This is a genomic window from Saccharothrix sp. DSM 118769 (assembly GCF_052936295.1).
Genome location: NZ_CP193627.1, coordinates 6,279,123 through 6,302,120 on the forward strand (window position 1 = coordinate 6,279,123; position 22,998 = coordinate 6,302,120).

General features: G+C 66.4%; 19 protein-coding genes. 7 read left to right on the top strand and 12 right to left on the bottom strand.

Annotation, left to right across the window (positions count from 1 at the left end; translation table 11 throughout):
- The first annotated feature begins 58 nt into the window (after window positions 1–58).
- The 4 genes from ACRAKJ_RS26525 to ACRAKJ_RS26540 are packed head-to-tail and all read left to right on the top strand — an operon-like array spanning window position 59 to window position 9,046.
- Complete coding sequence (locus ACRAKJ_RS26525) at window positions 59–1,606, top strand: DUF2397 family protein (protein WP_438922724.1); 1,548 nt, start codon at window positions 59–61, stop codon at window positions 1,604–1,606.
- The gene (locus ACRAKJ_RS26530; protein WP_438922723.1) at window positions 1,603–2,853 is read left to right on the top strand and encodes a DUF2398 family protein; all 1,251 of its coding nucleotides are present in this window, start codon (window positions 1,603–1,605) and stop codon (window positions 2,851–2,853) included. The genes ACRAKJ_RS26525 and ACRAKJ_RS26530 overlap by 4 nt, the downstream gene beginning before the upstream one ends.
- Entirely contained in the window at window positions 2,850–7,808 is a 4,959-nt protein-coding gene (locus tag ACRAKJ_RS26535; protein ID WP_438922722.1) for an SbcC/MukB-like Walker B domain-containing protein, read from the top strand. Before ACRAKJ_RS26530 ends, ACRAKJ_RS26535 begins: the two co-directional genes overlap by 4 nt.
- Window positions 7,808–9,046 carry a DUF2399 domain-containing protein gene (locus ACRAKJ_RS26540; protein ID WP_438922721.1) on the top strand — a complete coding sequence of 413 codons (1,239 nt, stop codon included), beginning with the start codon at window positions 7,808–7,810 and terminating at the stop codon, window positions 9,044–9,046. Before ACRAKJ_RS26535 ends, ACRAKJ_RS26540 begins: the two co-directional genes overlap by 1 nt.
- 213 nt (window positions 9,047–9,259) lie before the next feature.
- Here the strand turns inward: ACRAKJ_RS26540 and ACRAKJ_RS26545 are convergent, their stop codons facing one another.
- From ACRAKJ_RS26545 to ACRAKJ_RS26570, 6 genes are all read right to left on the bottom strand, one after another.
- Entirely contained in the window at window positions 9,260–11,230 is a 1,971-nt protein-coding gene (locus ACRAKJ_RS26545; RefSeq protein ID WP_438922720.1) for a recombinase family protein, read from the bottom strand.
- Window positions 11,231–11,361: 131 nt separating this feature from the next.
- Window positions 11,362–13,461, bottom strand: a complete 2,100-nt coding sequence (locus ACRAKJ_RS26550) for a cell division protein FtsK (protein WP_438922719.1) — start codon at window positions 13,459–13,461, stop codon at window positions 11,362–11,364.
- Window positions 13,458–14,069 (bottom strand): hypothetical protein, encoded by a 612-nt coding sequence (locus tag ACRAKJ_RS26555; RefSeq protein ID WP_438922718.1) that lies wholly within the window; start codon window positions 14,067–14,069, stop codon window positions 13,458–13,460. Before ACRAKJ_RS26555 ends, ACRAKJ_RS26550 begins: the two co-directional genes overlap by 4 nt.
- The gene (locus ACRAKJ_RS26560; protein WP_438922717.1) at window positions 14,066–14,398 is read right to left on the bottom strand and encodes a hypothetical protein; all 333 of its coding nucleotides are present in this window, start codon (window positions 14,396–14,398) and stop codon (window positions 14,066–14,068) included. The genes ACRAKJ_RS26555 and ACRAKJ_RS26560 overlap by 4 nt, the downstream gene beginning before the upstream one ends.
- Window positions 14,395–14,724 carry a WhiB family transcriptional regulator gene (locus ACRAKJ_RS26565; RefSeq protein ID WP_438922716.1) on the bottom strand — a complete coding sequence of 110 codons (330 nt, stop codon included), beginning with the start codon at window positions 14,722–14,724 and terminating at the stop codon, window positions 14,395–14,397. Before ACRAKJ_RS26565 ends, ACRAKJ_RS26560 begins: the two co-directional genes overlap by 4 nt.
- A complete protein-coding gene (locus ACRAKJ_RS26570; RefSeq protein ID WP_438922715.1) occupies window positions 14,721–14,915 on the bottom strand; it encodes a helix-turn-helix domain-containing protein in 195 nt (64 codons plus the stop codon). The genes ACRAKJ_RS26565 and ACRAKJ_RS26570 overlap by 4 nt, the downstream gene beginning before the upstream one ends.
- 167 nt (window positions 14,916–15,082) lie before the next feature.
- Between ACRAKJ_RS26570 and ACRAKJ_RS26575 the strand changes: the two genes are divergently transcribed.
- The 3 genes from ACRAKJ_RS26575 to ACRAKJ_RS26585 all read left to right on the top strand — a co-directional run bounded on the left by ACRAKJ_RS26575 (window position 15,083) and on the right by ACRAKJ_RS26585 (window position 17,519).
- Window positions 15,083–15,466, top strand: a complete 384-nt coding sequence (locus ACRAKJ_RS26575; RefSeq protein ID WP_106614129.1) for a helix-turn-helix domain-containing protein — start codon at window positions 15,083–15,085, stop codon at window positions 15,464–15,466.
- 137 nt (window positions 15,467–15,603) lie between these two features.
- Window positions 15,604–17,172 carry a transcriptional regulator gene (locus ACRAKJ_RS26580; protein ID WP_438922714.1) on the top strand — a complete coding sequence of 523 codons (1,569 nt, stop codon included), beginning with the start codon at window positions 15,604–15,606 and terminating at the stop codon, window positions 17,170–17,172.
- The gene (locus tag ACRAKJ_RS26585) at window positions 17,169–17,519 is read left to right on the top strand and encodes a signal peptidase I (RefSeq protein ID WP_438922713.1); all 351 of its coding nucleotides are present in this window, start codon (window positions 17,169–17,171) and stop codon (window positions 17,517–17,519) included. Before ACRAKJ_RS26580 ends, ACRAKJ_RS26585 begins: the two co-directional genes overlap by 4 nt.
- Here ACRAKJ_RS26585 and ACRAKJ_RS26590 read toward each other — a convergent pair.
- From ACRAKJ_RS26590 to ACRAKJ_RS26615, 6 genes are all read right to left on the bottom strand, one after another.
- On the bottom strand, window positions 17,508–19,082 hold the full coding sequence (locus ACRAKJ_RS26590; RefSeq protein WP_438922712.1) for a transcriptional regulator: 1,575 nt from the start codon (window positions 19,080–19,082) through the stop codon (window positions 17,508–17,510). The genes ACRAKJ_RS26585 and ACRAKJ_RS26590 overlap by 12 nt on opposite strands.
- A 307-nt stretch (window positions 19,083–19,389) precedes the next feature.
- Window positions 19,390–19,959, bottom strand: coding sequence for a hypothetical protein (locus ACRAKJ_RS26595; protein ID WP_438922711.1), 570 nt, complete (start codon window positions 19,957–19,959; stop codon window positions 19,390–19,392).
- Window positions 19,937–20,272 carry a hypothetical protein gene (locus tag ACRAKJ_RS26600; RefSeq protein ID WP_438922710.1) on the bottom strand — a complete coding sequence of 112 codons (336 nt, stop codon included), beginning with the start codon at window positions 20,270–20,272 and terminating at the stop codon, window positions 19,937–19,939. Before ACRAKJ_RS26600 ends, ACRAKJ_RS26595 begins: the two co-directional genes overlap by 23 nt.
- Window positions 20,250–20,471, bottom strand: a complete 222-nt coding sequence (locus ACRAKJ_RS26605; RefSeq protein ID WP_438922709.1) for a hypothetical protein — start codon at window positions 20,469–20,471, stop codon at window positions 20,250–20,252. The genes ACRAKJ_RS26600 and ACRAKJ_RS26605 overlap by 23 nt, the downstream gene beginning before the upstream one ends.
- 87 nt (window positions 20,472–20,558) lie before the next feature.
- On the bottom strand, window positions 20,559–21,185 hold the full coding sequence (locus ACRAKJ_RS26610; RefSeq protein WP_438922708.1) for a hypothetical protein: 627 nt from the start codon (window positions 21,183–21,185) through the stop codon (window positions 20,559–20,561).
- A 7-nt stretch (window positions 21,186–21,192) separates the two neighbouring features.
- Window positions 21,193–22,764 (bottom strand): reverse transcriptase domain-containing protein, encoded by a 1,572-nt coding sequence (locus ACRAKJ_RS26615; protein ID WP_438922707.1) that lies wholly within the window; start codon window positions 22,762–22,764, stop codon window positions 21,193–21,195.
- Window positions 22,765–22,998: the final 234 nt, after the last annotated feature.

The following is a 22,998-nucleotide window of genomic DNA, read 5'->3' on the forward strand; positions in this document are numbered from 1 at the left end:
CGCCCATATGGCCGCATTTTTGCGGAAATGATGTGGTGAAGCAGCCGGAGGGGGAGCAGTGCGGGAGCCGCGGCGGTGGTGGCAGGAGGTCGAGGCGAGCGACTGGACGGCGTTCGCCATGCCTGACGACCTGGTGCGGGAGCGGTATACCGCCCTGCTGGCCGCGCTGGAGGAGTTGTCCACTCGCGGCCCCATGTCCACTCTGACCGAAATCGCCGATCAGGCCAAGGAGGTCGGCTACCACGATCCCCTACCCGAGGGTGAGTTGCGTTCGGCGCTCGACCAACTCGCCAAATGGGGATTCGCCGAGCCCTTCCGGGACTACGCGGCGCCGGTCCGCAGTTTTCAAGGGATGGTCGTCCGACAGGAATCGTGGGCACTCACCCGCAAGGGCAGGGGGATCGTCGCCGCAGTGCGACTCGCAATCGTCGACGCACGGAGAGCACTGCAACTGCCCAGCAGGCTCCTCGACGGGGTTGAGAGCACGATCCGCGGATTGTTGGCACACGCGGATAGCGACCCGGGTTTGCTCCCGGTGGACTTGGACGACGTGCGGACACGGGTCGACGAACTGCAGAAGGTGACCGCCGACTTCTACGCGGCACTCGCCCAGATGGTGCAGTCCGACGTCACCGACGACGATGTCTTCGGCGAGAACCGGGACCGGGTCGTCGAGGCGTTGCGGCAGTTCCCTCGCGAATACGAACGAGCGCTGCAGCGAGTGGAAGCGGCTTTGAAGGATTTGCGAGCGGCGGGCCATCACGCCTTGGTGGAGGCTGCGGTCGGCCACGCCGGTTTGATCGATGCGGCCGATCAGCAGAGCTGGGTGGAGGACAGGGTGCGGCGGCTCGCCGACCTGGAGGCGTGGTTCCACCCCGACGGCACAGTGCACCGGTTGATCGCCTCGGCGACGGGAGCCGTGCACACGCTGCTCGTGGCGATCGACCGCCGCTACACGGCCCGCCGGAGGGGATCCGACCTCGGGCACGACTTCCGGATCCTGGCGCGGAGTCTCCACGGGCAGCCGACGGACGTCGAGGCCCGGCGTGTGTACGCCGCCGCGTTCGGGGACTGGCCCGCGTGGCACGCCGTGGCTCGGGCGACCGAGGAGGACGTGGCGCACGGGACGTTGGCGGTGGGTAGCCGCACCAGACACCACGTCGAGGTGACACTGCGGGAGCACGAGCGCCACGGACCCCCCAGCGGACGACCGCGCAAGGTGGCGGACACGAGCAAGGAGCGCGAGGCCGCACTGAAGGACGCCGCAGAGCAAGCCGTGCACCGGCAACGGCTGATCGCCTTGTTGGAGACCGGTGGCGAGGTCGGGCTGGACCACTTCGCCGGGCTCACCGCCGACGCGGCCACGGTCCTGATGCGCACCATCGAGGTCGCGCTGACCCGGTTGGACCCCGTCACCGGCCTCGGACGAGCCTATGCGGACAGCGCGAACCTGCAGGTTATGGTGAGGATCGGGGTCCCGGGGAGGGTGGTCCGCGTCCGACTCTCCAACGGGGTGCTGACCGCCCCCGATGTTCGCGTGCGCGTCATCCCGTCCGCCGACGTCGAGACCGATCCCGACACCGAACGCAAGGGCGGTGCGGCATGAGCAGCGCCCGTGCCCTGACTCCCGAACTCCGGGAGCCCGCGCGCAAACTGATCGCCACCGGTCGCATCCTGGCCGAGCGCGATGTGGAGCTGTACCGGGCCGCCGTGCAGGGGCGCCGCGACCTGACCGAATTCTTCCGCACGGAGCTCGGCTGGACTCTGGAGGTCGTCGAGTCCGCTGAACTGGTCCGCCTCCACAAACGTCGCACCGACGTGCCGACCGACCGGGGACCGTGGTTACGCCGTGACGGCCGTGATGCGCACCTGGCTTCGAAGGACGTGCTTGTACTGGTCGCGCTCGTGTGCGAACAGCTGTGGCGCAGGCCGCGGATGAGCCTGCGCGAGTTGATGCAGGCCATCGCCCAGGTGTGCGCCGCCGAGGCGCCGACCAGGCAGCTGCCCCACTTCAAGATCGTCGCCTCCGACGGCACGGGGAAGAAGGAGGCGCGGACCAGCCGGATCAACCTCGTCGACGCCCTCAAACTCCTGGAGAACGAGGGGGCGATCTCCGTGGACGCGGACCTCGACCGCGTAATCGGCGAGGACGAGAGCGATCTGGTGGTCACCGCCTCGCGGGAGAGATTGGCGCAGAAGTTCTCGGCGCTGTCTCCCGCCCTCCTCGGCTTGGAGGGACTGCCGGTGGCCCGGCACGCCGATGCCCTGTCGTCGAGCGTACTGGTCGACGACTCCGCCCCCGTGGACGAACCGACCGTCGACGACCGGCGACTGCTGGCCATCCGCCGCCTGGTCGACGATCCCGCCACCGACCCGCTCGACGACCGGGCCGCGATGCCGTACCTGCACACACCCGCCGGCCGCGACCGGGCTCTCGAGGTCACCGCGGCCCTGGGGTTCACCACGACCGCTCGGCGCGACTGGTGGGAGGTCACCGATGCCACCGGCATCGGCACGTCGATCAACTTCCCCAACGGGCGGCGGAACGAGCGGCAGGCGGCGCTCGCCCTGCTGGAGGCGGTGAACCGGCGTGCCGAACCGCAACGCGAGCTGCACATCTCCGAGGTGGTCGAGTTGTTCGAGCGGGTGAGGACGACCTTGCCGCGCTGGGCAGCCGCCTACGACCACCGCCTGCGCGTGCTGGCGAGGGCGGCGGCTGCGGAACTCGTCGCCGTCGGGTTGCTCGTACCGGTGCGGCAGGACACCTGGCAGCCGACACCCGGTGTCCACTTCTGGCGGGTCGTGGTCCGGCGCACCAACACGTCGAACACCGAGGAGCACAGCGAGCGATGAGCACTACGGAGCACCCGGCGACGCGGTTGGGGGCTGTGCGCGATCTGCCTTCCGTCGGTGTGCCGGGCGTCGACGGCCGTTGGCAACCGTCCCGTGCCGGTGTGGTCAACTCCTGGGCCTGGTCCAACGAGGTCTTGGTGTTCGCGGACGGTTGGATGACCCTGACCGGCCCGAACGGGTCCGGCAAGTCTTTGACGGCGTCCATGCTGGTCACGCTCCTCCTGGACGCCGACACCTCGCAGACCGCCCTGTCCGTGTCGGGCAAGGCGGCGGGCACGCTGACCAGCAGGCACACCGACCGCAATGAACGTGAGGACCGCACGGGCGCCTGGTGGCTCGAATACGGGATGCGGGACGCGGACAGTTCGGAGACGACTTACCTGACCACCGGGCTATGGCTGCGTTCGGTCGGTGGAAACCTTCAACGGGCCTTCTTCATCGCGCCTGCTCGGGTCGGCCCGCAACTCGTGCTGGAACGGGAGGGGAACCCCGTCCGCATCGAGGACCTGGCTGCTCAACTGGCCATGGCCGGTGGCGAGTTGTTCACGTCGGCCGCCCCGCTGAGGTCGAAGGCTTCGGGGCACCTCGCGGCGGTCGGTGACGAACCCGGTTACCGCCACGCGGTGCGCACCCGCCTGTTCGCCCCGCTGGACGAAGTCCAGTTCGAAGCGCTCGTTGGCGTCCTGCGCAGCCTGCGGAGCCTGCGCACCGCGGAAGCCATCCCGCCGGCTCAGATGCGCGCCGTCCTCACCGAGGCCTTGCCCGCCTTGGACCCCGACCGCCTGACCGTCATCGGCGAAGCCATGGAACGCATCTCCGAACTGGAGACGCAACTGGTCGACATGCGCGACGAGGCCAAGCAGCTGACTGCCACCGACAGGCGGTACCAACGGTATGTCTCGGCGCTGGTCGCGGTGGAGGCGGCGCAGCTCGCGGCGGCCAACACGGACTTCGACGCCCAGACGCGCCGGACCCGGGATGCCACCGCGAAGCTCGACGCGGCCCGACGGGAGCAGGACGAGGCCGCGGAGCGGCTCAAGGACCTGAACGCCCACATCTCCAAGCTCGAAGGTCGACGGGATGCGACGGACACCGCGCTGCGCGGTCACGCCGGAGCCGAACTCCCGCACATGGAACGCCGGGCGGCGGAACTGACGCAGGAGGCCGTTCGAGCTGAAGGCCGAGCCGACGAAGCCGAGCACGACGCCCGGAGCGCAGCCGAGCAGTCCGTCGAGGCCGCGTCGAGCGCCGTGGAAGGGGCGGTCCACCTCGCAGAGCTGTCCGACGAACTGCGCTCCGCATCCCGCGAGGTGGGAGCCGGCGCCGCACTCGACAGGCTCTTCGAGGTCGCTGACCTGCTGACGTCGGCCGGCGAGCACGAGCCGTCGGCGGTCGAGTTCCAGCAGACGTGCGCCACCCCACTGGCGTGGGTGGCCGCGCGCACCGAGCAGGTCGCCCGCGTCGACGGAGCGCTGCAGGCGCACGCGGACGCCCAACGCGACGAGCGCTCGGTCGCCCAGGAGCTGCGCCGGCTCGAACAGGACGAGACCGAGGCCCGGCACCGCGCGGAGGACTCGACCCTGGCACGCCAAGCGGCCGAGGCACGACTGGTCGAGGAGGTCGCCGCCTGGGAGGCACGGGGCACGCACTTCGGCGACGTGCCCGTCGACCTAGTCGAAACGCGCGATTCGGTTGGCGAGCGCCTGGCACCGGACCGCATTGAAGCCTGGCTCTCGTCGGCTGAGAGCCTCGTCCGCAGCCGGATCGACGTGGCGGGACGTCACCGCGCCGCCGACACCGCCGCGGCTCTGCGGGATCAGGCCGAGCAGTCGCTCGGCGCCGCGCGCGAGGAGCAGCGGAGCGCCGAGGAGGCAGTCGGGGAGACGACCGCGGCGCTCTTGGCGGTGCACGAGGAGAACCAGGCCGAGGAGGCGGAGGACGGGCGCCGACGCGACTCGGCGGCCGAGAGGTGCGCACGGGAGACGGTCGCCGCACGACACCAGCTGGACATCGCCGAGCAAGCCGCTCGCGAAGCCGACGCAGCCGCCGGGCGGGCCGCGACGAGTTGGGTGGAGGAGATCCACCGGTGGCACCATGCCGCGCGGTTCCTGACCACCGTCCCCCTCCCCGAACCCGCCGTGGACATCGACCCGGCCACCGTCCGGATCGCGGTGGTGCAAGCGCACGCGCAGGTGAAGACAGAGCTGGAGCTCCTCGTCGACGCCGCTCGGCGGGCAGTCACGAGCGCTCGGGGCGCGGTTGACGAGGTCGAGGGCGCACTCGCCGATGCTCGGAGGGCGGCTCCGGTTCCGACGGCGCCCCCGTGGCGTGGTCGCCGACCGGACCAGGGCGTACCGCTGTGGGCCCTGGTGGACTTCGCCGAGGGTTTGTCACCCGACGAGGCGGACCGGCTGGAGGGTGCACTCCTGGTCTCCGGCCTGCTGGACGCGCTCGTGACGCAGGACGGTTCGGCACTGGTCGGCGACCTGGTCCTCACCTCCGACGTACCGGCGCCGGGACGCACGCTGGCCGATCTGTTGCGCCTTGAACCCTCCCCCGGCGTTCCCCCGGACCGGGTCACCGCGCTGCTCCGGTCGATACCGGCTCCTCAGGTGGTCGAGCACGGCATCATCGCCGCAGGGGCCCTGACCGCAGCCGCACCTGAGGGGTACCGCGCGGAGTTCATCGGCCGCACGACCCGCGAGCGCAGGCGCCTGAGGCTGGTCGCCGACCTGGAAGCAGAACTGGCCCGCGCCGTGGCGGTGGTCGGCGCGGCCGAGGAGGAGGTGTCGAAGCGGGAGGCGGACGTCCTCGCGGCGAGGGCGGAACGCGACGCGTTCCCCGAACCGACCGCACTCTTGAACGCGCGCCGGGAAGCGGAGCGGCTCCGTGCCGAAGCGGACCAGGCACGGCACCGGGCAGCGGAGCGCACGACCCAGGCGGAGCGGGAGCGGGACCGGGTGCTCGCCCTGCTGGACGCGGCAGCGACGAAGCGGGTCTCCCGCGTCGCCAGTGCCGAGCAGCAGCTCCGTCATGCCGAGGAGGTCGCCGTCCGGGCACGTTCCAAATCCGACGAGGCGGCACGGGTAGCGGAGGTACGTCGAACGACAGCAGCCGAGACGGCCACAGCACTGAGCGAGGCGACCGAAGCACAGCGGGAGGCAGATGGCGAACGCGCGTCGTTCCCCGACTTGGAAGATGTCCGGCGTGCACACACAGATGAGGACCGCCACGAGGAGGAGTTGCGTCGCGCGACCGCGCTGGTCATCCCAGCCGCGGAACGCCACCGGGAAGCCGGCGAGGCGGTGCGGGAAGCCCTGCGTCGGCTGAATCACGCGGCCACGCTGCCTGACGGGACGTTGCTGCCCACTGAACGAACGCTTCTCCGGGAGCACGGCACCATCGTCACCCGCCTGGGGCACCAGGTGGAGCTGTGGGGACAGGCCGCCAAGCGCGCCGCTGACCTGTCCCGTCAAGCACGCGCCTCGGCCGACGTGGCTCGTCAACGCGCCGACATCGCCGCCAGGTCGCGGGCTGAGGTGGAGGAGGCCAGGCTCACCGCGATCCGTGAAGCCTCCGCCGTCGCCGAGGCGCGGGAACTGCACGGTGCCGAGTACGAGCAACTGCGGTCCGCCAGGGAACAGGTCGTCACCGAGCTGACCGGCGCGAAGGAGGAGCACTCCGGGGTGCTCAAGCGCGGTCAGAAGGCCGGAGAAGCCGCAGCCGCAGCACAGGCCACGCTCAATGGCATCGCGCCCCAACGCGAGGCCGCCGAGAGACGACGTGATGGGTGCGTGCGACAACTCGGTCGGCTCGTCGAGGAACGCTTCGCCTCCGTACCGGACGACCTCAGGGACGACTCGGGCAAGCCCGCGCACCTCACCGCCGCTCTCACCTGGGCACGACGGCTGCTGGCCGACCGCACGGGAGGAACCGACCGGTTGGAGGCACTTCGCCAGGCACGCGCCCAGGCGCTCTCCCAACTGGAGGCGAGCGTCCGCACGACCAGCAGCGCTTTGGCGCGGTTCGACCGCCAAGTCGTGCTCGAAACCGTCGAGGGCACCGAGTGGCGTCGTGCCGTGGTGGCCGACCCCGGAGCGAACCGGGGTGAAGACCTCCACGCTGCCGTCGAGAAGCTGGAAGCGACGGCAACGCAGTTGGAGGAGGACCTGCGAGATGACGTGAAGCGCACCTTGAAGACGGGCCTGTTCACGCAACTCCGGCGCGACATCCTGGTCCGCAGGCAGGCGGCCCAGGAGTTGGTTCGCCACATCCGCGGCACTCTTGCCGAGGTGCGCACCGGTGTGGCCAAGGTCGGCGTGCAGGTCGACTGGATCGTCCGGGAGGACGAGGACGCCCGGCGCATGGTCGAGTTGATCTCGCAGCCGCAGTCGGATGAGATTTTCGAGGACATGTACACCGTGCTGCGCCAACGGATGAACGAGAAGGCGGGCGAGTCGTGGAAGGACCGCGTCGCGCACACCTTCGACTACCGCTCGTGGCACGACTGGAAGATCTTCGTCACTCACTCCTCCTTCAGCGACCAGGACCAGGGGAAGTTCCGCGAGGTGACTGCGCGTTCCAACCCGCTGGAAACCCTGTCCACCGGCGAGCGGCGGTTGGCGACCATGCTGCCCCTCCTCGCGGCGGCGTGGTCGATGTACTCCGGAGCGGACTACCGGGGACCGCGGTGGGTGTCGATCGACGAGATCGACGCCGCGTTCGACGAACCGAACCTCCGGCAGGTGCTTGCCCTCCTCCGATCCTGGGAGTTCGACGTGCTGGCGACCGCACCGTTCATCACTCCCATGATCAAGAAGGAAACGGGTCGGGTCGTGGTCCACCAGGTCGTCACCGCGGGCAAGCGCCGCGTCACCGTGCCGTGGCTGTGGGAGGGACAGGGCGAGCCGGAAGTGCTGACCCTCGACTTGGCCCTCGGCAGGAGCGACGACTGATGCCAGCACGGCTGGACGACCTGGCACGCGACCAGGACCTGGCTCCGCTGTGGGAGGCCGTGCACAGGAGGCTGTGCACGGGTGCTCGACCGGAGGCCATCGCAGGGATTCGCGTGGACGGCCTGTCGACCAACGGGATAGCGCTGCTCAGGGCGTGGCTGGACACCACCACGCGCCGTCGACGCGACAAATCGGCCGTGGAAGTCCGGGACGGCGCGGCAGTGGTGCCGTTGCGCCAAGTGCTGACCGCCCTCGGAGTAGGGACCGACCAGTTGCTCCCCCTGGTTGAGTTGGCCGTGGGGCGTCCGGTGATCGACTCGGCGGCCCTGCGACGGGAAGCCCTCGCCCAACGACGTGACCTCTGGGCCGAAGTCGAGGCGAAGCTGCCCACCCTGCCTGGTCTGGTCGCGCGGATGCGCGCCGCGGGAACCGACGACGAAGCGTCGGTCCGGCGCTTCACCGACGCGCTGGCGAAGATCGTCTCCGCACTGCCGTGCGATCCACCGATCAGCCTGGCCAAGTTGTCCCACGACAATGCGGGTGATCCCCACTTCTTCGACCTCGATCGTCTCGCCGGCGCGCGGCTCGTGAGCGCGGTCGCGGAGTGGACCGGCAAGCCCGAACCGACACGTCCCGATTTGATCCGGGCTCTGCTGACCGAGGTAGGCATCCTCGCCGACCGGTTGTCCGCCACGGTCCTGTTGCACCAAGTGCGAGTGGTCGGCGACGGCCCGGTGGACCGCCGCCTGCGCGACGCGACCACACCGGTAGCGGTCACGCTGCTGGACCTGACCGTGCACCCACCCACGCTGGCTCCCCAGGTGCTCACCGTTGTGGAGAACCCTTCCGTCCTCGAAGCCGCGATGCGCCACCGAAGCCCGCTCGCCTTCGCATGCACCAGCGGCCACCTCGGCAGTGTCGACCACGCTTTGCTCCAACTCGCCGTCGACCAGGGCGTTGCCTTGCGCTACGCGGGAGACCTGGACGGCCCTGGCCTGCGCATCGCCGGCCAGGTCGCGACGACGTACGGAGCCACGCTGGTTGCCATGTCTGCGGACGTCGTCCGGCACGCCGGGGCGGAGCCGTCTGCCGTGCCGTTCGGTGAGCCTGCCGACTGGCTCGATCCCGGACTCCGAGATGCCATCGCCCTTTCCGGACGCATCGTGTACCAAGAACACGACGCGGTGTTGGGAGAGCTTCTCACGGATCAGCCCGATCTACATACGCACTCGACTTGAACACGAATCATATCCAAACGGTCGTCCGCACGCCTTGGAAAGTCACGTGTCGACGTAGTCTTCGAGGTTGTCGAACTGCCGCTGAACGCGTTCGGCTTCGCAGCTTTGTCCCTCGTACAGCCTCCAGCACTTCCCGCCATATCATCCAATAAGGCCACCAGTGCAAGCGTCCAACTATTGAAGTTTGTGATGTTGTCAACATTTTTAGCGAGTTCACTTCGCGTCGTTTAACGCCGAAAATACCCGCAGACGCCGCCCGTAGTGACGGAGCGTGTTCACCGAAGAGGGCTCCGGCTTCCGCTGCATGAAAGTCTCCGTGGGGAATCCCCCACTCTTGCCACAGGAGGCTCGCGCCCCTGCTAAGCTGGACTTATGAGCCACCCCTCCTCGACAGGAGTGGGGAATTTCCCACGGGCGCGTGTTCGGGCAAACCTCTCGGACACGCGCACTATTCACACGGCCCACGGGTTTGATGATCACATCAGCCTCGTGGGCCGTGTGCGTGTAGCGAACTTGCAGGTCAACTGCCCTGTAGAGGCTCGCCACGCTCTCTATCTCAGCATCGGCCAGGGTCGCTCCGACGTTACCCAGTGAGTCGATCATCGCGTGCACCTCGGCTGCGCTCAGCGCGTCTGGTGCCGGCGTTCCCTCCAGTTCCGCCCGCGCGGCTGCCCGTACCGCCTGCGCCTCGTTCATCGGCTCGACCAGTGCCAGCGGGTCAATTCCCGCTTTGATCGCCTCTTGGAACCGGCTCAACTGAGCTTCCGCTTTGGCGAGCCGCGCTTTCACGGCCTCCCTGCCGTTCGCCGCGCCGTTCGCTCCCTGCGACTCCAACAGGGCGGCAACGGTCCGGTCCCGGTTCTCCGGCGCGAACAATCGCCCGAGCCACCCGTTCACCGCATCCTGAAGAACGTCCTCGCGGAGGTAGACCGTAGGCGGATGCGTGGCGAGCGCAGGTGATCCGGGCGCGAGCGTCCTAGCCGGACACCGGTAGTACACGCCGCGCGCTCGTGGGCTTGCTTCCATCTTCCGACCGCAGGCGGTGCACCTAACGATGCCCCGGAACAGGTACGGCCGTTTCGTGGGCCGCTCGGCGCGCTCGGTCTTGCGTGCCGTCTTGAGCCCGCCAGCGGACTTCGACTTGCGTAGCAGGTGCGCCTGCGTGAACTCCTCAACGCTCACGATCGCCGGGTGCGCAGGCTTGCGGGACCGCACGATCCGGTCGGCGCTCGCCCGCCGGAAGCGGATCACGTAGCCGGCCGCCACGTCGTCAGGGTCGAGCAGCATCTCCTGCCGCGCCCACCGGCCGAAGAACGCGAACCCGGTGTACCTCGGGTTGTCCAGGATCGCCCGGACCGTGCTGCCCTGCCAGCCATCGGCCAACCGGTGCCGGTTCTGGTCCGGCCGCCGAGCAGACGGGCAGGGAATCCCGTCCCTGTTGAGGCCCGTTGCGATCGCCCGGTCACCTCGACCGCGCACGTACTCGGCGAAGATCCGCTGGACCACCTCCGCCGACTGCTCGTCAATGGCCAGCACCCGCAACCGGTAGCCCTCACTCGCCTTCCGGGGGTTCGGGTGCGGACCACCGTCCACCACGACGTAACCGTACGGCGCACGTCCGCCCTGGTGCCGCCCCTCGTTCACGACTTGAGCGTCCATCGCCGCGCGAACTCGTGCCTGCACGTGCTGCCGCTCGGATTCGCTCATCCCTCCGAGCACGCTCATCAGCATCTTGTGTGACGGGTTCCGGGCGTCGAACTTCCCGCCCAGCTCCGGCACCCACAGGTCAACGCCGTACGCGGCGAACTTCGGCGCGACGAGTGAGAACTGATTGCCGAACCAACACCGAGTGCCCTCCCCGACCACCAGGGCGTTCCACCCGCGATACGAGTCCTTCAACGCCGCGAGCAGCCGAGCCGCCTCTTCGCGCCGCTCCCACGGCACGGACCTCGACTGCCCTACGTCGAAGAACTCCTCAGCGACGACACCGCCAAGCGGCTCCACGAACTTCCGCGCGTTGCCGAACTGCCAACCACGCGACGTCTCGGGATCTTGGTTGTCCTCGGTCGAGCACCGCCCGTAGACCGCTACCGGCCCGATCCCGTCCTCGATCGCTTCGACCACCTCGACGCCCAGCAGCTCGTCCAGCGTCGCCCACGGATCTCGGCTGATTTCAACAGTCATCGTCACCCCCTCCCGGAGGTCCGTCCAAGACCTCCACCTCGGTCAGTTCGACCAGTATGGCAAGCAGTATGCGGCTGGTAGAAGCCGTCAGCACAGGTAGTTCATCCGGCAGGCGCACGGTGACACGGCCATCACCGGTCATGCCTGATCACCGCCCTGCGAGCCGATTTCATCATCCCTACTCGCTCGACAGCCGCCCGGATGTCGGCCGTCAGGTAGCCACGGACACGCCGTGAGGTCTCCCCATCCGGCACGTACTGCCGCAGCGGCTTGCACCCCAGCTCGCTCATCTCGCGAGCGAACGTGACCGCCTCGACCTCCAACCCCTCGACCAGCTCCGATGTGGGCACGAACTCGCGTTCGTCCAGCTCCTCGCCGAGGTAGTCCACGACCGCCGCCAACGGTTCCGGCAGGTCCACGACCCATCCGTCCGACGTCCCGCTCACGATCGCCTTGACGACCGACGTCGAGTCGATCGGACGTGCCGCATCGTCACCCACGGCGTGACCGGCGAGTGTGCCCGCGGCTTCCCTCAGCGCTCGACCACGCGCACAGATCACCCTCCACTCGGCGTTGGGCATGTAGTACGTCCGCACGGTCATGGCGATCATGTCCGTCCCAGCGTCCGTCTCGCCGTCCGGCCGGAGGATGCCGACGCCCTTGTGACTCGGCAACAACGTCGAAGCGTCGTACCCACGCGTGTTCATCTGCTCGCCGAGCACGATGTTCGAGTCACGCCAGTCCATCACCCGCAGCGCGAACCGCGAGCCGAGCACCGCCCGCAGCCGAGACGGGATGGTGTTCGAGTCCGGCCGCTGAGTGGCCAGGATGACCACCACACCGGCCGCCGGTCCCTTCCGCACGAGGTAGGTCAACAGGTCCGCGATGTACGCGCCGAGCGTGGTCTTCTTGCCGCCCACCTGCTCACGCGTCGGGTTCTCCAGGAACACCTGAACCTCGTCGATCACCACCCCAGTGATCGGCATCGCAAGGTCTGCGTCCCGCGAGATGGCTGGCGTGATCTTCGACTCCGGACAGATCTCATCGTCCAATGTGGCCATCCGCGCATACCGCGCTTGGACCTCCGCCACCAACTCCACGAGGTGATCCCGCACGGCGTACGCGTGCTCAAGCTCGTCCCCGCACACGTAGCGGTAGGCGATCTGCTCGGCGGCCTCCCAGTCCTTGCCACCCTTCCCGTCAAACACGTACAGCCGCGCGTACGGGTCCAGCACGAGCCCAGCGGCAGCCAACCGAGTAGCGAACGTCTTGCCCTGCCTAGGAATCGCCCCAACGAGCAATGACGTCCACACCAACGGAAGATCAATCCGCCGGTTCCGCGCGTCCCGACCGAACGGCACCGGCCGCCACGCATCCCACCGCTCCACGTCGAGCAGCGGCGTCCGCAACGGCGCACCCGCATACGGGTCTTCATCCGCCACCCACAGAGCCACCCGCCCCGCGTGCCCGCCCCGACCGCGGACCCGCTCCACGATGAGCTGCACCTCGTCCACCGCCAGCGCCGATGCCAGCGCGTCCCGGTGCTTGATGACGTCCACAGCCTTCCGCGTGGCCGGAAGGTCGACCGTGACCGCCCAGCCCTCACCCACACGTGCCGCGCGCTCGACCAACCGCAAGGTCTCGTCCTTGCCGATCAGCTTCGCGTCCCGGAACGCGTCGACCAGGAGCTGCGAGTCCATCGTCCAAGCCAGTGTGCGCGGTCCACCCAACACCGCCTTGCGCCCCGGCGAGCCGTCCTTCCGACGCCCCACGATCGCCAGCACCACCGACACCAACCCGGCGGCACTCCACAAGACAATCCCGCCATAGAGCACGTACAGAACGAGCAGCGCCGCCGCGACAGCCCCGACCACCGCACCGGTCACCTTCCACCGGAACAGCGTCAAGACGCGGATCTCCACGAACTTGTCCGCCAACTTCTCGGACTGCTCCGCAGCCTCCCGGTAGTCCCGCACGCGAACCCAGCGCCGCCACGCGCGAGCCGCTACCACTGCTCCCCTGCCCACTCCGCTGACGAACCGACTCGGCAGACCCACAAGCCATCCGAGTACATATTTCAACCAACACTGAAGGAATTGTGATGACTTCAACTTCGGCGGTACGACACCGCCTCGCCGCCAGCCGCTCCCCAACCGCCGAACCAACGTCTTCGGTTCACCGACCAACTCGCCATCGAGCACCGGCTCCGTAGGCACCAGGTCGCCGTTCATGAACGGCCCCCGTCCTCCATGAGCGCCGCAGCAAGCCGTGACGACAACCCGCGCGAGCACCCGGTGACTTCCCGGACCCACGCCGGCGTCACCTTCACGTCCGGCGTCCGCGCCGCCCGAGCCACCGCGAGATAGTCCGCGAACGACGTCCGCGGAGCCGTAGGCGCCGGTGCCGGCGGAGCGCTCGGCGCAGCGCTCACGGCCGCGCCGAGCTTGTCCCGCAACTCCGTAACCGCCTCCGCCGCCACGAACACGACCAACGGCGGCACCGAGTGCAGCACCACGAGCGCCGCCGAGCCGGCCACGAACGCACTCCAGGTGTTCATGACGTACGTGGCAGCGAGCGTGAACCACTTCGCCGCCCGCACCCACCCGCCCATCCGGACGCCGTACCGCGCGGTGACCTGCTCGGCCCGGAGAATCGCCAGGAGCACGAGCGACACCATCGGATCGAGCAGCCACGCCGCAGCCCAGGCGAGCGACCACACCGGCGCACCAGCCGCTGCGAACTGCTGGACGTTGGTCATCGTGAACGCCAGCCCGAGCAAGATCCCCGTCCAGCACAACCGGTCAACCTGTCGAGCCGCCCGATCAACCGGCTCACTCATCGTCGCTCACCCCGACGACGAGACGGCTCGTACGTCGTCACGGTCAGCGCTCGCGTCAACGCATAGGACGCGAACAGCGCCGGCACGACGAGCACCACCAGGAGCAGCCACCCGTCACCGCGATGGGTGATCACGACCCACTGCACGAGCACGATCAATACCGCGTTCACGGCCACCCGGCCAGCGAGCGACACCAGCCGCGCACTCGTCCGTGCCGCACTCGCGGCGGCCTTCGCTCGCCGAGCACCAGCCCGCCAGACGAGCAGCAACACCAGGACCACGCCGAGCCCAGCGAGCAGTTGCGTCGGAGTGAGGCTGAGAGCGTTCATGAACCCGGCCCCCTCTCGACCCGTTCACCGCGTCGCAGCCAGTGCGGGTGCAGATCGCGCCGATCATCGGCAGCCAGCCCACCCCACACGCCGACCGTGTCCGCCCCGGCCGTGCGCAACGCCAGTTCCAAGCACTCGTCCCGCACCGGGCAGCCGGCGCACATGCGCGCGGCCAACTCCCGATCGGTCATCTCCTCGTCAATCCACGGCGGCAAGTCCGGGAACGCCTCCATGCAGAGCCCGTCGCGTTCCACGACCAGGGCCAGCACCGCACTCGGCACCCACCGGAGCCGGTCCAGCTCCCAGGCGATCTCAACCAGGTTCACGGCGTGCCTCCCGAACGGGGCTTGCCGAGCAGCCGCACGAGCGCGACCACCGGGATGACGAACCGGCCGTGCCGCCGCACCAGCGGCAGCCTGCCGAGCCGAACGGCGCGGTGGATCGTGGCCGGCTCGACTCCGAGCGCCCAAGCCGCCTGACGAACGGTGTAGCCGGAAGAAGACAGAGAAGTACGCATCAGAAAAGCCCTTCGACTAATCGAGCTGACGATTTCAGCTCTAGATTGCTGATTTCAGCGCAACGGAAGGCGCGTTTGATCGCACCCGACGCGAAATGCGCCGTGTCACGTCACGGAACAGCGGAAGACGGCTAATCTCAGCGCTGAGGCGGAGCGCGGAGGAATACGTGTCGGAGGATTGGGCGGCAGTCGCCAAGGCCATCAACCAGCGCGTGAACGAGCTGGGTTGGCGTCAACGGGAGCTTGCGGAACGCTCGCACGTCTCCCAAGCGATCGTCCGCGAGATCCAGCACCACACAGTCGAGCGCCGCCGCAGCCCGCGGACCCTGGAGTCCCTGTCGACCACGCTCGGCTGGCACCCGCAGCACCTGGACTCCGTGCTGCACGGTCGAAGGCCACCGGAAGCCGACGAGCCGATCACCAACCCGACCGACAGCCTCTGGTCCCGTTTGGACGGTTTCGAGCAGCGGCTCAACGACATCACCGACCGCCTCGACGACCTCAAGTCGGACCTCTCGACCGTGATCGAACACGTCCGCGACCGCCGCTAGCGCGATGCATTTCCGCTGGTAGAACGAGCTGCTTTCCATAGGCTCAATTCCACAGCGGAGAGGCCTTCGGCCCCATGCATCACCGATGCACATCCAGTGCACCACCAGTGCACATCGCTCCGGGGGATAGCGAGAAGATGAGCCAGCACGAGGGTTGGACCGGCCGAACCGCCAGCGCACTCCAAGCAGCGATGCGCCTCACCAACGAAGCGTTCGCCGAGCACCTGGGAATCGCCGTCCGCACGGTCGCCGGCTGGCACCAGAAACCGGACCTCAAGCCGAAGTCCGAGATGCAACAGCTCCTCGACACCACCCACGACCAGGCGGACCCAGCGGTCAAGTCCAGGTTCGCCGCCCTGATCACACCGAAGCTCGACCTCCCCGACGGCTCGGCAGCCGACGCCGAACTACGGCTCAGCTCAGACCCGAACATCGTCGCGGCGCTCGACTGGCTCGACCAGCACGCAAGCTGGGAGCCGGGAACGGCACGGCGCGACGTCGCCGCCCGCCTCGTCCGCCTGGACGTCCGCGCGCTACAGGACCGGGGCGTCCGCCGAGGTCGGGTGAACCAGCGCGACACAGCACGAGCGCTCGCTGAGTACTACGGCACGACCACCACCGACCACGGCCGCTACGCCGCCCGCTTCGGCTCCGCCACCCGCGCGTCCACGACCGTGCTCACGCACCCGAACTGGCTCGACCTCGACTGCCCACTCATCTCGGCCCACGACCGGCTCAAGCTGTCGACCGTAACCCCGGACGATCTTCAGCCGATGAACGAGGAGAGCGCTGGACGCGCGGCCCAGCGGCTGGCCGAAGCCCTGGCGCTCGGCAACCGCATGGTCAACATGCCGCTGTATCGACTACTCGACGTAGGCGTGCAGAGGAACAAGCTCGGCGGCGGAGTCGGCGTGACGAACTTCGTGGGGTACGTGGTGACGATGGACCTGCTCGAAGGCGAGCTGGTCGATGCGCTCACCACCAACCAGCCGATCAGCCCCGGCGCCCTACCCCTCCGCGACGCCTACCTACCCAACCTGCTCTCGGTCCTCGACGTCTCCAGCCGCATGTGCGCGGGCGGCGCTCTCGCCCTGACCGCGATCGCACGGCCAGCCGACCCCTTCCGCGGCGAAGCGGACTACCTCCTGCTGGTCCAGGAACGCTCCGGCCACGTCATCAACGCCGCACGCCGCCTGGCCGTGATTCCCAAGGGCTTCCACCAGCCGCTGACCGACTACCGGGCCGATACCCAGATCGGCGCGACGCTCCGCCGCGAGATGGAAGAGGAGCTGTTCGGCCGCGACGACATCGACAACACGGTCGGCGACCAGCGCCACGCGGACCCGATGCACCCGACCCGCCTGTCCGAGCCGATGCGCTGGCTGCTCGCCGAGCCCGGACGTCTGCGGATGGAGTGCACCGGCTTCGGCCTGAACCTCGTCAGCGGTAACTTCGAGTTCGCTAGCCTGATCGTGATCGAAGACGAACAGTTCTGGACCGAGTTCGGCGGACAAGTCCGAGCGAACTGGGAATCAGCGAACCTCCGTCAGTTCTCCAGCCTCGACACCGACAGCCTCGAAGAACTGACCAACGATGTAGCGTGGAGCAACGAAGGACTGTTCGCGCTCCTCCAGGGACTCCGCCGCCTACGGCAAATCGGCGGAAGTCGCGTGAACCTGCCAACGATCGAATGGGAGACAGAGTGACCGCCAACTGGCAAGCCGGAAACGCCAACGAGGACGGCGCGGTGACCCGCGGCTGGCTGGTAGGCCACTTCATCGACCCGTCCGAGGGCGTCCGGTCCCAGAAGGACGTAGAGGTCAAGTGGTTCAACCACCCGGCGGGTGACAAGCGCGTCGAGTGGACCTCCGACGACCAGCGAACCACCCTGGTCCTGTTGGTACAGGGCAACTTCCGCATCGACACCACCGAAGGCAACACCACCATGACCCGCCCCGGCGACTACGTCATGTGGGGTGCCGGCGTCGATCACTCGTGGGAAGCGCTCGAAGACTCGACCGTCCTCACGGTCCGGTGGCCGTCACAGACCTGACACCTCGACCGCCGGCAGCTTCACCCGCCGGCCACCAATCTCCGCAAGCCGCCGAAGTCCCTGGAGCAACGCGAACAGCCCTTCGTTGCTCCAGGACTTGTGCGTCACCAAATCAGCAATCAATTCGTCATCGAGGCTCGAATACAACCGCAGACCAGACGCCTCCCAGTTGGACTCAATCGCCCCACCGAAGCGCGTCCAAAACTCCTCGTCCTCGATAACCACAAGACTGGCGAACTCGTAATTCCCGCTCACCAGGTTGAACCCGAACCCGGTGCATTCCATCCGCATCCTGCTCGGATCATCACGCAGCCACCTCATCGGCGCAGACCACCGGCCAGGGTGCATCGGCGAAGCCGCACGACCCTCCCCCACCGTGGTGTCCACCTCGTCGCGGCCGAACAGCTCCTCCTCCAGCTCACGGAGCAGCGTGGCACTGACCCGAGCGTCCGCACGCACATCGGTCAACGGCTGGTGGAAGCCCTTCGGCACGACAGCAAGCCGCCCGGACGTGTTGAGCACATGCCCCGACCGCTCCTGCACCAGCAGCGCGTAGTCCGGCGCTCCCCGGTACGGATCACGCGGTCGAGCGATCGCACACAGCGCCAGCACACCACCCGCGCACACCCGGCCCGGTAGGTCGAGCACGGCGTCGAGATTCGGCAAGAACTCGCTCCGAAGCGGCAGGGCATCCGGGCCCGCGCCAGAGACCACCGCGTCAACCAGCTCGCCTTCGAGCAGGTCCGCCGTCAACGCGTACTCGGCGAAGTCCACCAACCCCACAGTGCCCTCGATGGCCGAGTCGACGTCTACTCGCAACAGCCGGTAGAGCGGCAGGTTCATGACTCGTACGTCCAACGTGGCCCACTCAGCGAGCCGTGCCACGGCCGCCTCCGCCGCCGCTTCACTCAAGCCAGCGCGCGGGCCGTCACGACGGCCGGCAAGCACCAGGCGGTCGTTCTCCGCCGTCAACGAAGCGGGCTGATCAAGCCACTCGTGACGAGCAAGGATGCTGGTCCTGACGTCTTCGCCACCACAACGCACGCGGTACATGTCGTACTCCGCGACTCCACGGCGGTAGTACGCACGCAGCGCCCGAACGATCTGCTCCCGGCTCGCCCTCGTGCGCCGATACCGCCAGTCGACCAGCGCGCCCGCCTCGAACGTGGCGAGCTTGGCGTGAACCTTCGCCCGACTCTCCCCCGGCGCCCACCCGGCCCGCTCGTCCAACCAATCCGCCATGCCGGCCAAATCGGCGTTGCCACGCATGTCCAGCTTGCCGACCCTGTTGCCCGCAGAGCCAGCGGCCGAAGGCTCCGCCAACAGGTCATGGATGCTGGTCCGGAAGATCTTCTCCAACAGCCGAGCAGTCACCGGCCGCACCGGACCGAGCGGCTGACCGGACGACCTCCGCCCCGCAGCCAACCTGTGAAGGTGGCGCAAGCTGATCGTGCCGGGTTCTCCAGCCTCCCGTGCGAAGACCTCGACGTACTCGGCGAACTCCTCCAGCGTCTGCTGTCGGTCCCAGATCTTCTGCTCAAGCACCGTGCGCGCCGTCCGCATGACCACCTCTTATCGGCTGATTCTGCGCTGACAAGCCGTTGATTTCAGTGTGTCACGACGCAGCAGTCACCCGTCCCGAGGCCCGTTCCACCCAACCAACCCGTCCCGACCGACGGGACACCAAGCACATCAGCACTGACCAGCGAAAACGCGCCGTAGTGACGTTTGGGACGGGACACATCAACCCGTCCCAAACGCACGAAACGGCCGTGCGCGACGCCATCCGAATGGATGGTTCGCACACGGCCGTCCCGTCCCACGGGTGTCGGGAGGCGTCCGGCACCTATGCCCAACCGTCAGGACGCAGTCAACGACGGTTGGAGGTTTCCAGCGCCAACAGCCGCGCCAGCTCCCGGCCGCTCAGCAACCCGTCACTCTCGACCGGCGACACGAGCCACCGCGTCTCGTACCCCTCAACCACAGCCGGCGGCAGCGGCAGCAACCCATCCGCGGGGAAGACCAGCTTCTCGTTCAACCCTTCGGCCGACGATACGACGAACACCGCCGACTCGATCATCACGCCGAACATCGGTACCGGAAGCATCACCACCGGCGTCGGCGCAGTCCTGAACGCCTCCGACTCGATCACCCGCCGCGCTGGCTCCAGCTCCACGACGAGCGCGGTCATCAGCGTCCCAAGGACAGCCAACGTCGACCGCGTGACGCCCTCCCCCACCACCGGCCACAGACGCCGGACCTCCTCCGGGTCCAGCGTCGCCAACGCCGGAGATGACAGGGCGAGCGCATCGGACTCGGCGTTCGTCACGGGATCGACGTAGGTGTCATCGATCCACAGCGCACCCGGAACCACCGGCCACCCCCGCTCGACGCACTCCAGCGCGGTCTCCAGCCCGTTACTCCCCACCTTCGCCGCCAACCCAGAAGATACGGGGAATCGCACGCCCACCGGCCCGGTAGAAGATCAGCGCGTTCTCCGCCGACTGAAGACCCATACGCGCCCCGCCGTGCACCCCGACCACCTCCACGCCCGTCTTGGTGGTCATCCCCCACGCCACGATCTGCAAGTCCTCCGGAGGCCCGAACGTCTCCTGCACCATCGCGAACACACGCGGAGCCTGATCGTCCACGAACTCCTGAACCTCACCGACGACCTTCGGATCATCGAACAGCGAGACGGGCCTCTCCCCACCCTCTCCCTGCTCGCCGTCACTCACCAGCGTCACCATCATGACTGCCTTCCCTCTGCTCCTCACGGATCAGGCGCACCTCATCCCGCGCCCAAACCGCCGCCTGTGCGTTCTCCTGGCACTGCCGCACGTACTGCCTACCGACGGCAACGAGGTAGAGCAGAGGGATCACGAGCCATACCAAGAACAGCGCCATGCCGCCGAGATCACTCGCCAACTCACTCCACACCACAACCATCACCACCTCAGACGATCCGTTGACCAGGAGTTTGGCCAGCGGTCCCGCCGAGATGAATGACCTATCTCTGACCTACCAAGACATACGCGGTCACTGAGAGGAATCAGCACCATCGGACGTTATCGGCGACCAGCCGGTATGTCGCAGTTCGACTGGCCGTGCCGCGTCGACGTACAAAATCAGCTCACGGCAGAGCAGATAGCACCGATCTAGCGCATTCCAATCAAGATCAATTCTGTCGCCGACCACCGAGACTCCAATAGCACGAATCTTGTCACGGTCTTTTGAGTTCCGCTGTCGCATGGTAAGAGAACCAAGACCATGCGCAATGGCGTTGCGCACATCTATCGCAGCGTCGAATTCAGACCAACGACCAAAGGACTGAATATCGATAGAATGATACCGAGACAAACTACTTTTTCTTTCATCCCAAGTACTAGTCGCGCGAAGTTCCATGTCGGTGACCAGTTGCCTGATAACCGAACTATGACTTTTGATAGTTTCTCGCCAGATTTGCCCACCAAGTGAGTCTAGGTATGACTCAACCACGCCTACGTATCTAAGGTATGTCGATGCAAGCTTCGTTTGATCATGATCGAACGCACCGAGTGATCCCGCGACCTGGATTCGACCAACAATGACGTCGTCTTGCTCTGTCGACCGATAGACAGCGCGGTTCTCAGCAAGAAGGGCCAAAGCTTCTTCGGCCAGCTCCAAATTATACCTAGACATCTGCCGTCCGACCAGCAATAGATGCGTACAGAGGCGAGGACGCTTTAAAAGCAGCTAGGCGCTTCTTTGCCCCCTCACCCTCTTCGCCTTCTACTTGACAGCAACTCATCAGTGATTCTATGTACCAGGGCTTCAGCACATCTGGAGCCGATTCAAATCCGTCGACTACATCGCTCGCTGCCAAGCGTCCTGCGCCTGCCAGCGTTCGTGTTGCGTAGGCAACTGTAGTAGAGGATGACGATTCAAATCGAAGGCGGCTAACCCAAGTGATCCTACGAGGCAGGTCGGCATGTGAACCCTTAAGTAGATCCAGGTCTTGCATCAGTTGCAGGAACCATTGCCGCTGCCACTCATTCATTGAAAGGTCCGTAGCGGAATCGACCACCTTGGCAACTTCCTCAGGAGCATCTTTGTAGGCCGCTGTGAGATAACGGCATACAGTAGGCGTTATCGCCGGAATGTAGGGGAGTATCTTGCCAACATCTTTCACCACTGTGGAGTCTCCTGCCACAGCAAGGCTCCCGATAGCGCGACGAAGTGTGCGCATACCGGCTGAATCGATACTACGCAGCTTTATGCCTTCCCCCTCTTGTCCGGTCGCGGTACGCTGAACAATCAGTCGAGCACTCTCCGGATTTTCGGAAAAATCTTCAATATATTCACTGACGGCCGTTTCAATCTCGTCCAAGTCTACCGCACCTTGGCGTTCATGTTCGACCAGGCCAACATTGTCAAAGACGTATTTCACAAAGCCATGAGTCAAAGTTTTGTATTCGCTTGTCACCAAGCCAACAGCCCTCGCCGAAGCATCCAACTTCTCAATCGATTGCAGAGCTTCGCCGTAGGACCGGCACGCTATCCGGAAGTCATCGTTATACCGCCAAACCGGCAGACCGTGACGTATCAGATCCCGCTCAACACGTTCGATATAAACTTCCGACAGAAAGTCAGATGGATCAAGGAGTTGCGGAATCCCGAACGTTCTACCTTGGACCTCTTGTAGCAGTTCAATCAAATGTTCGATCGCATCGAAGTCCCCTCCTCGCACCCTCAGTTCACGTGCAAGAATATTGTGATCGACATACTGATAGAAGGCGGCAATATCGGCAGATACAACATACTCGATTTCGGAGTCATTCAGAAAGAACAGATTCAGCACGGAATCTTCGGTAGCGGGCCGCCGCTTTGTCGCGGCATATGAAATTGGCCCGTTCACAAATTTCAAATACGCATTTCCTGATCGATCGAAGACGAATCCATCACCTACTGCCAGCTTCGTCAACGCCCGGTAGACGATACGTTCAACTACCCCCCAAACCGCCACGGGCCTCGTACCGTGCAATTTACGAACCGAGGTAATCTCTTGGGGTGCCGGTTTGAAGCCGCCCCTTAGCTGCGAAGTGATCGATTTTACTAGCCGCCCGGAATTCTTCGTAATATTAATCCAGTTCACTTCACGAGGCAGCATATTGCGCTCAGTTGCAGCTTCCTCCTGTATTGCTTCACTCAGTTTTAGCCGACTAACGATTTTTTCCGGTATAGCTTTCATGTCAACCTCTTTCATCACCCATTTGGTCAACCCAGCGGCTCATTGCTAGGTGCATTTCCAGATTCACACCTCTCGTTAGTCCGTACGGTATATCATCTCCACGAGGTTCGGCACTACCCTTCGACAGGTGCCATCTTATGCGCATCTGGAGTCGCGCGCACCATCAGCAGTCGCCCAGGGTTGTCTAGGTCAGAAATTCTGATCTTCCATCTGCAAACTATCGACCCAATGCCCTCCCATAAGAACTGC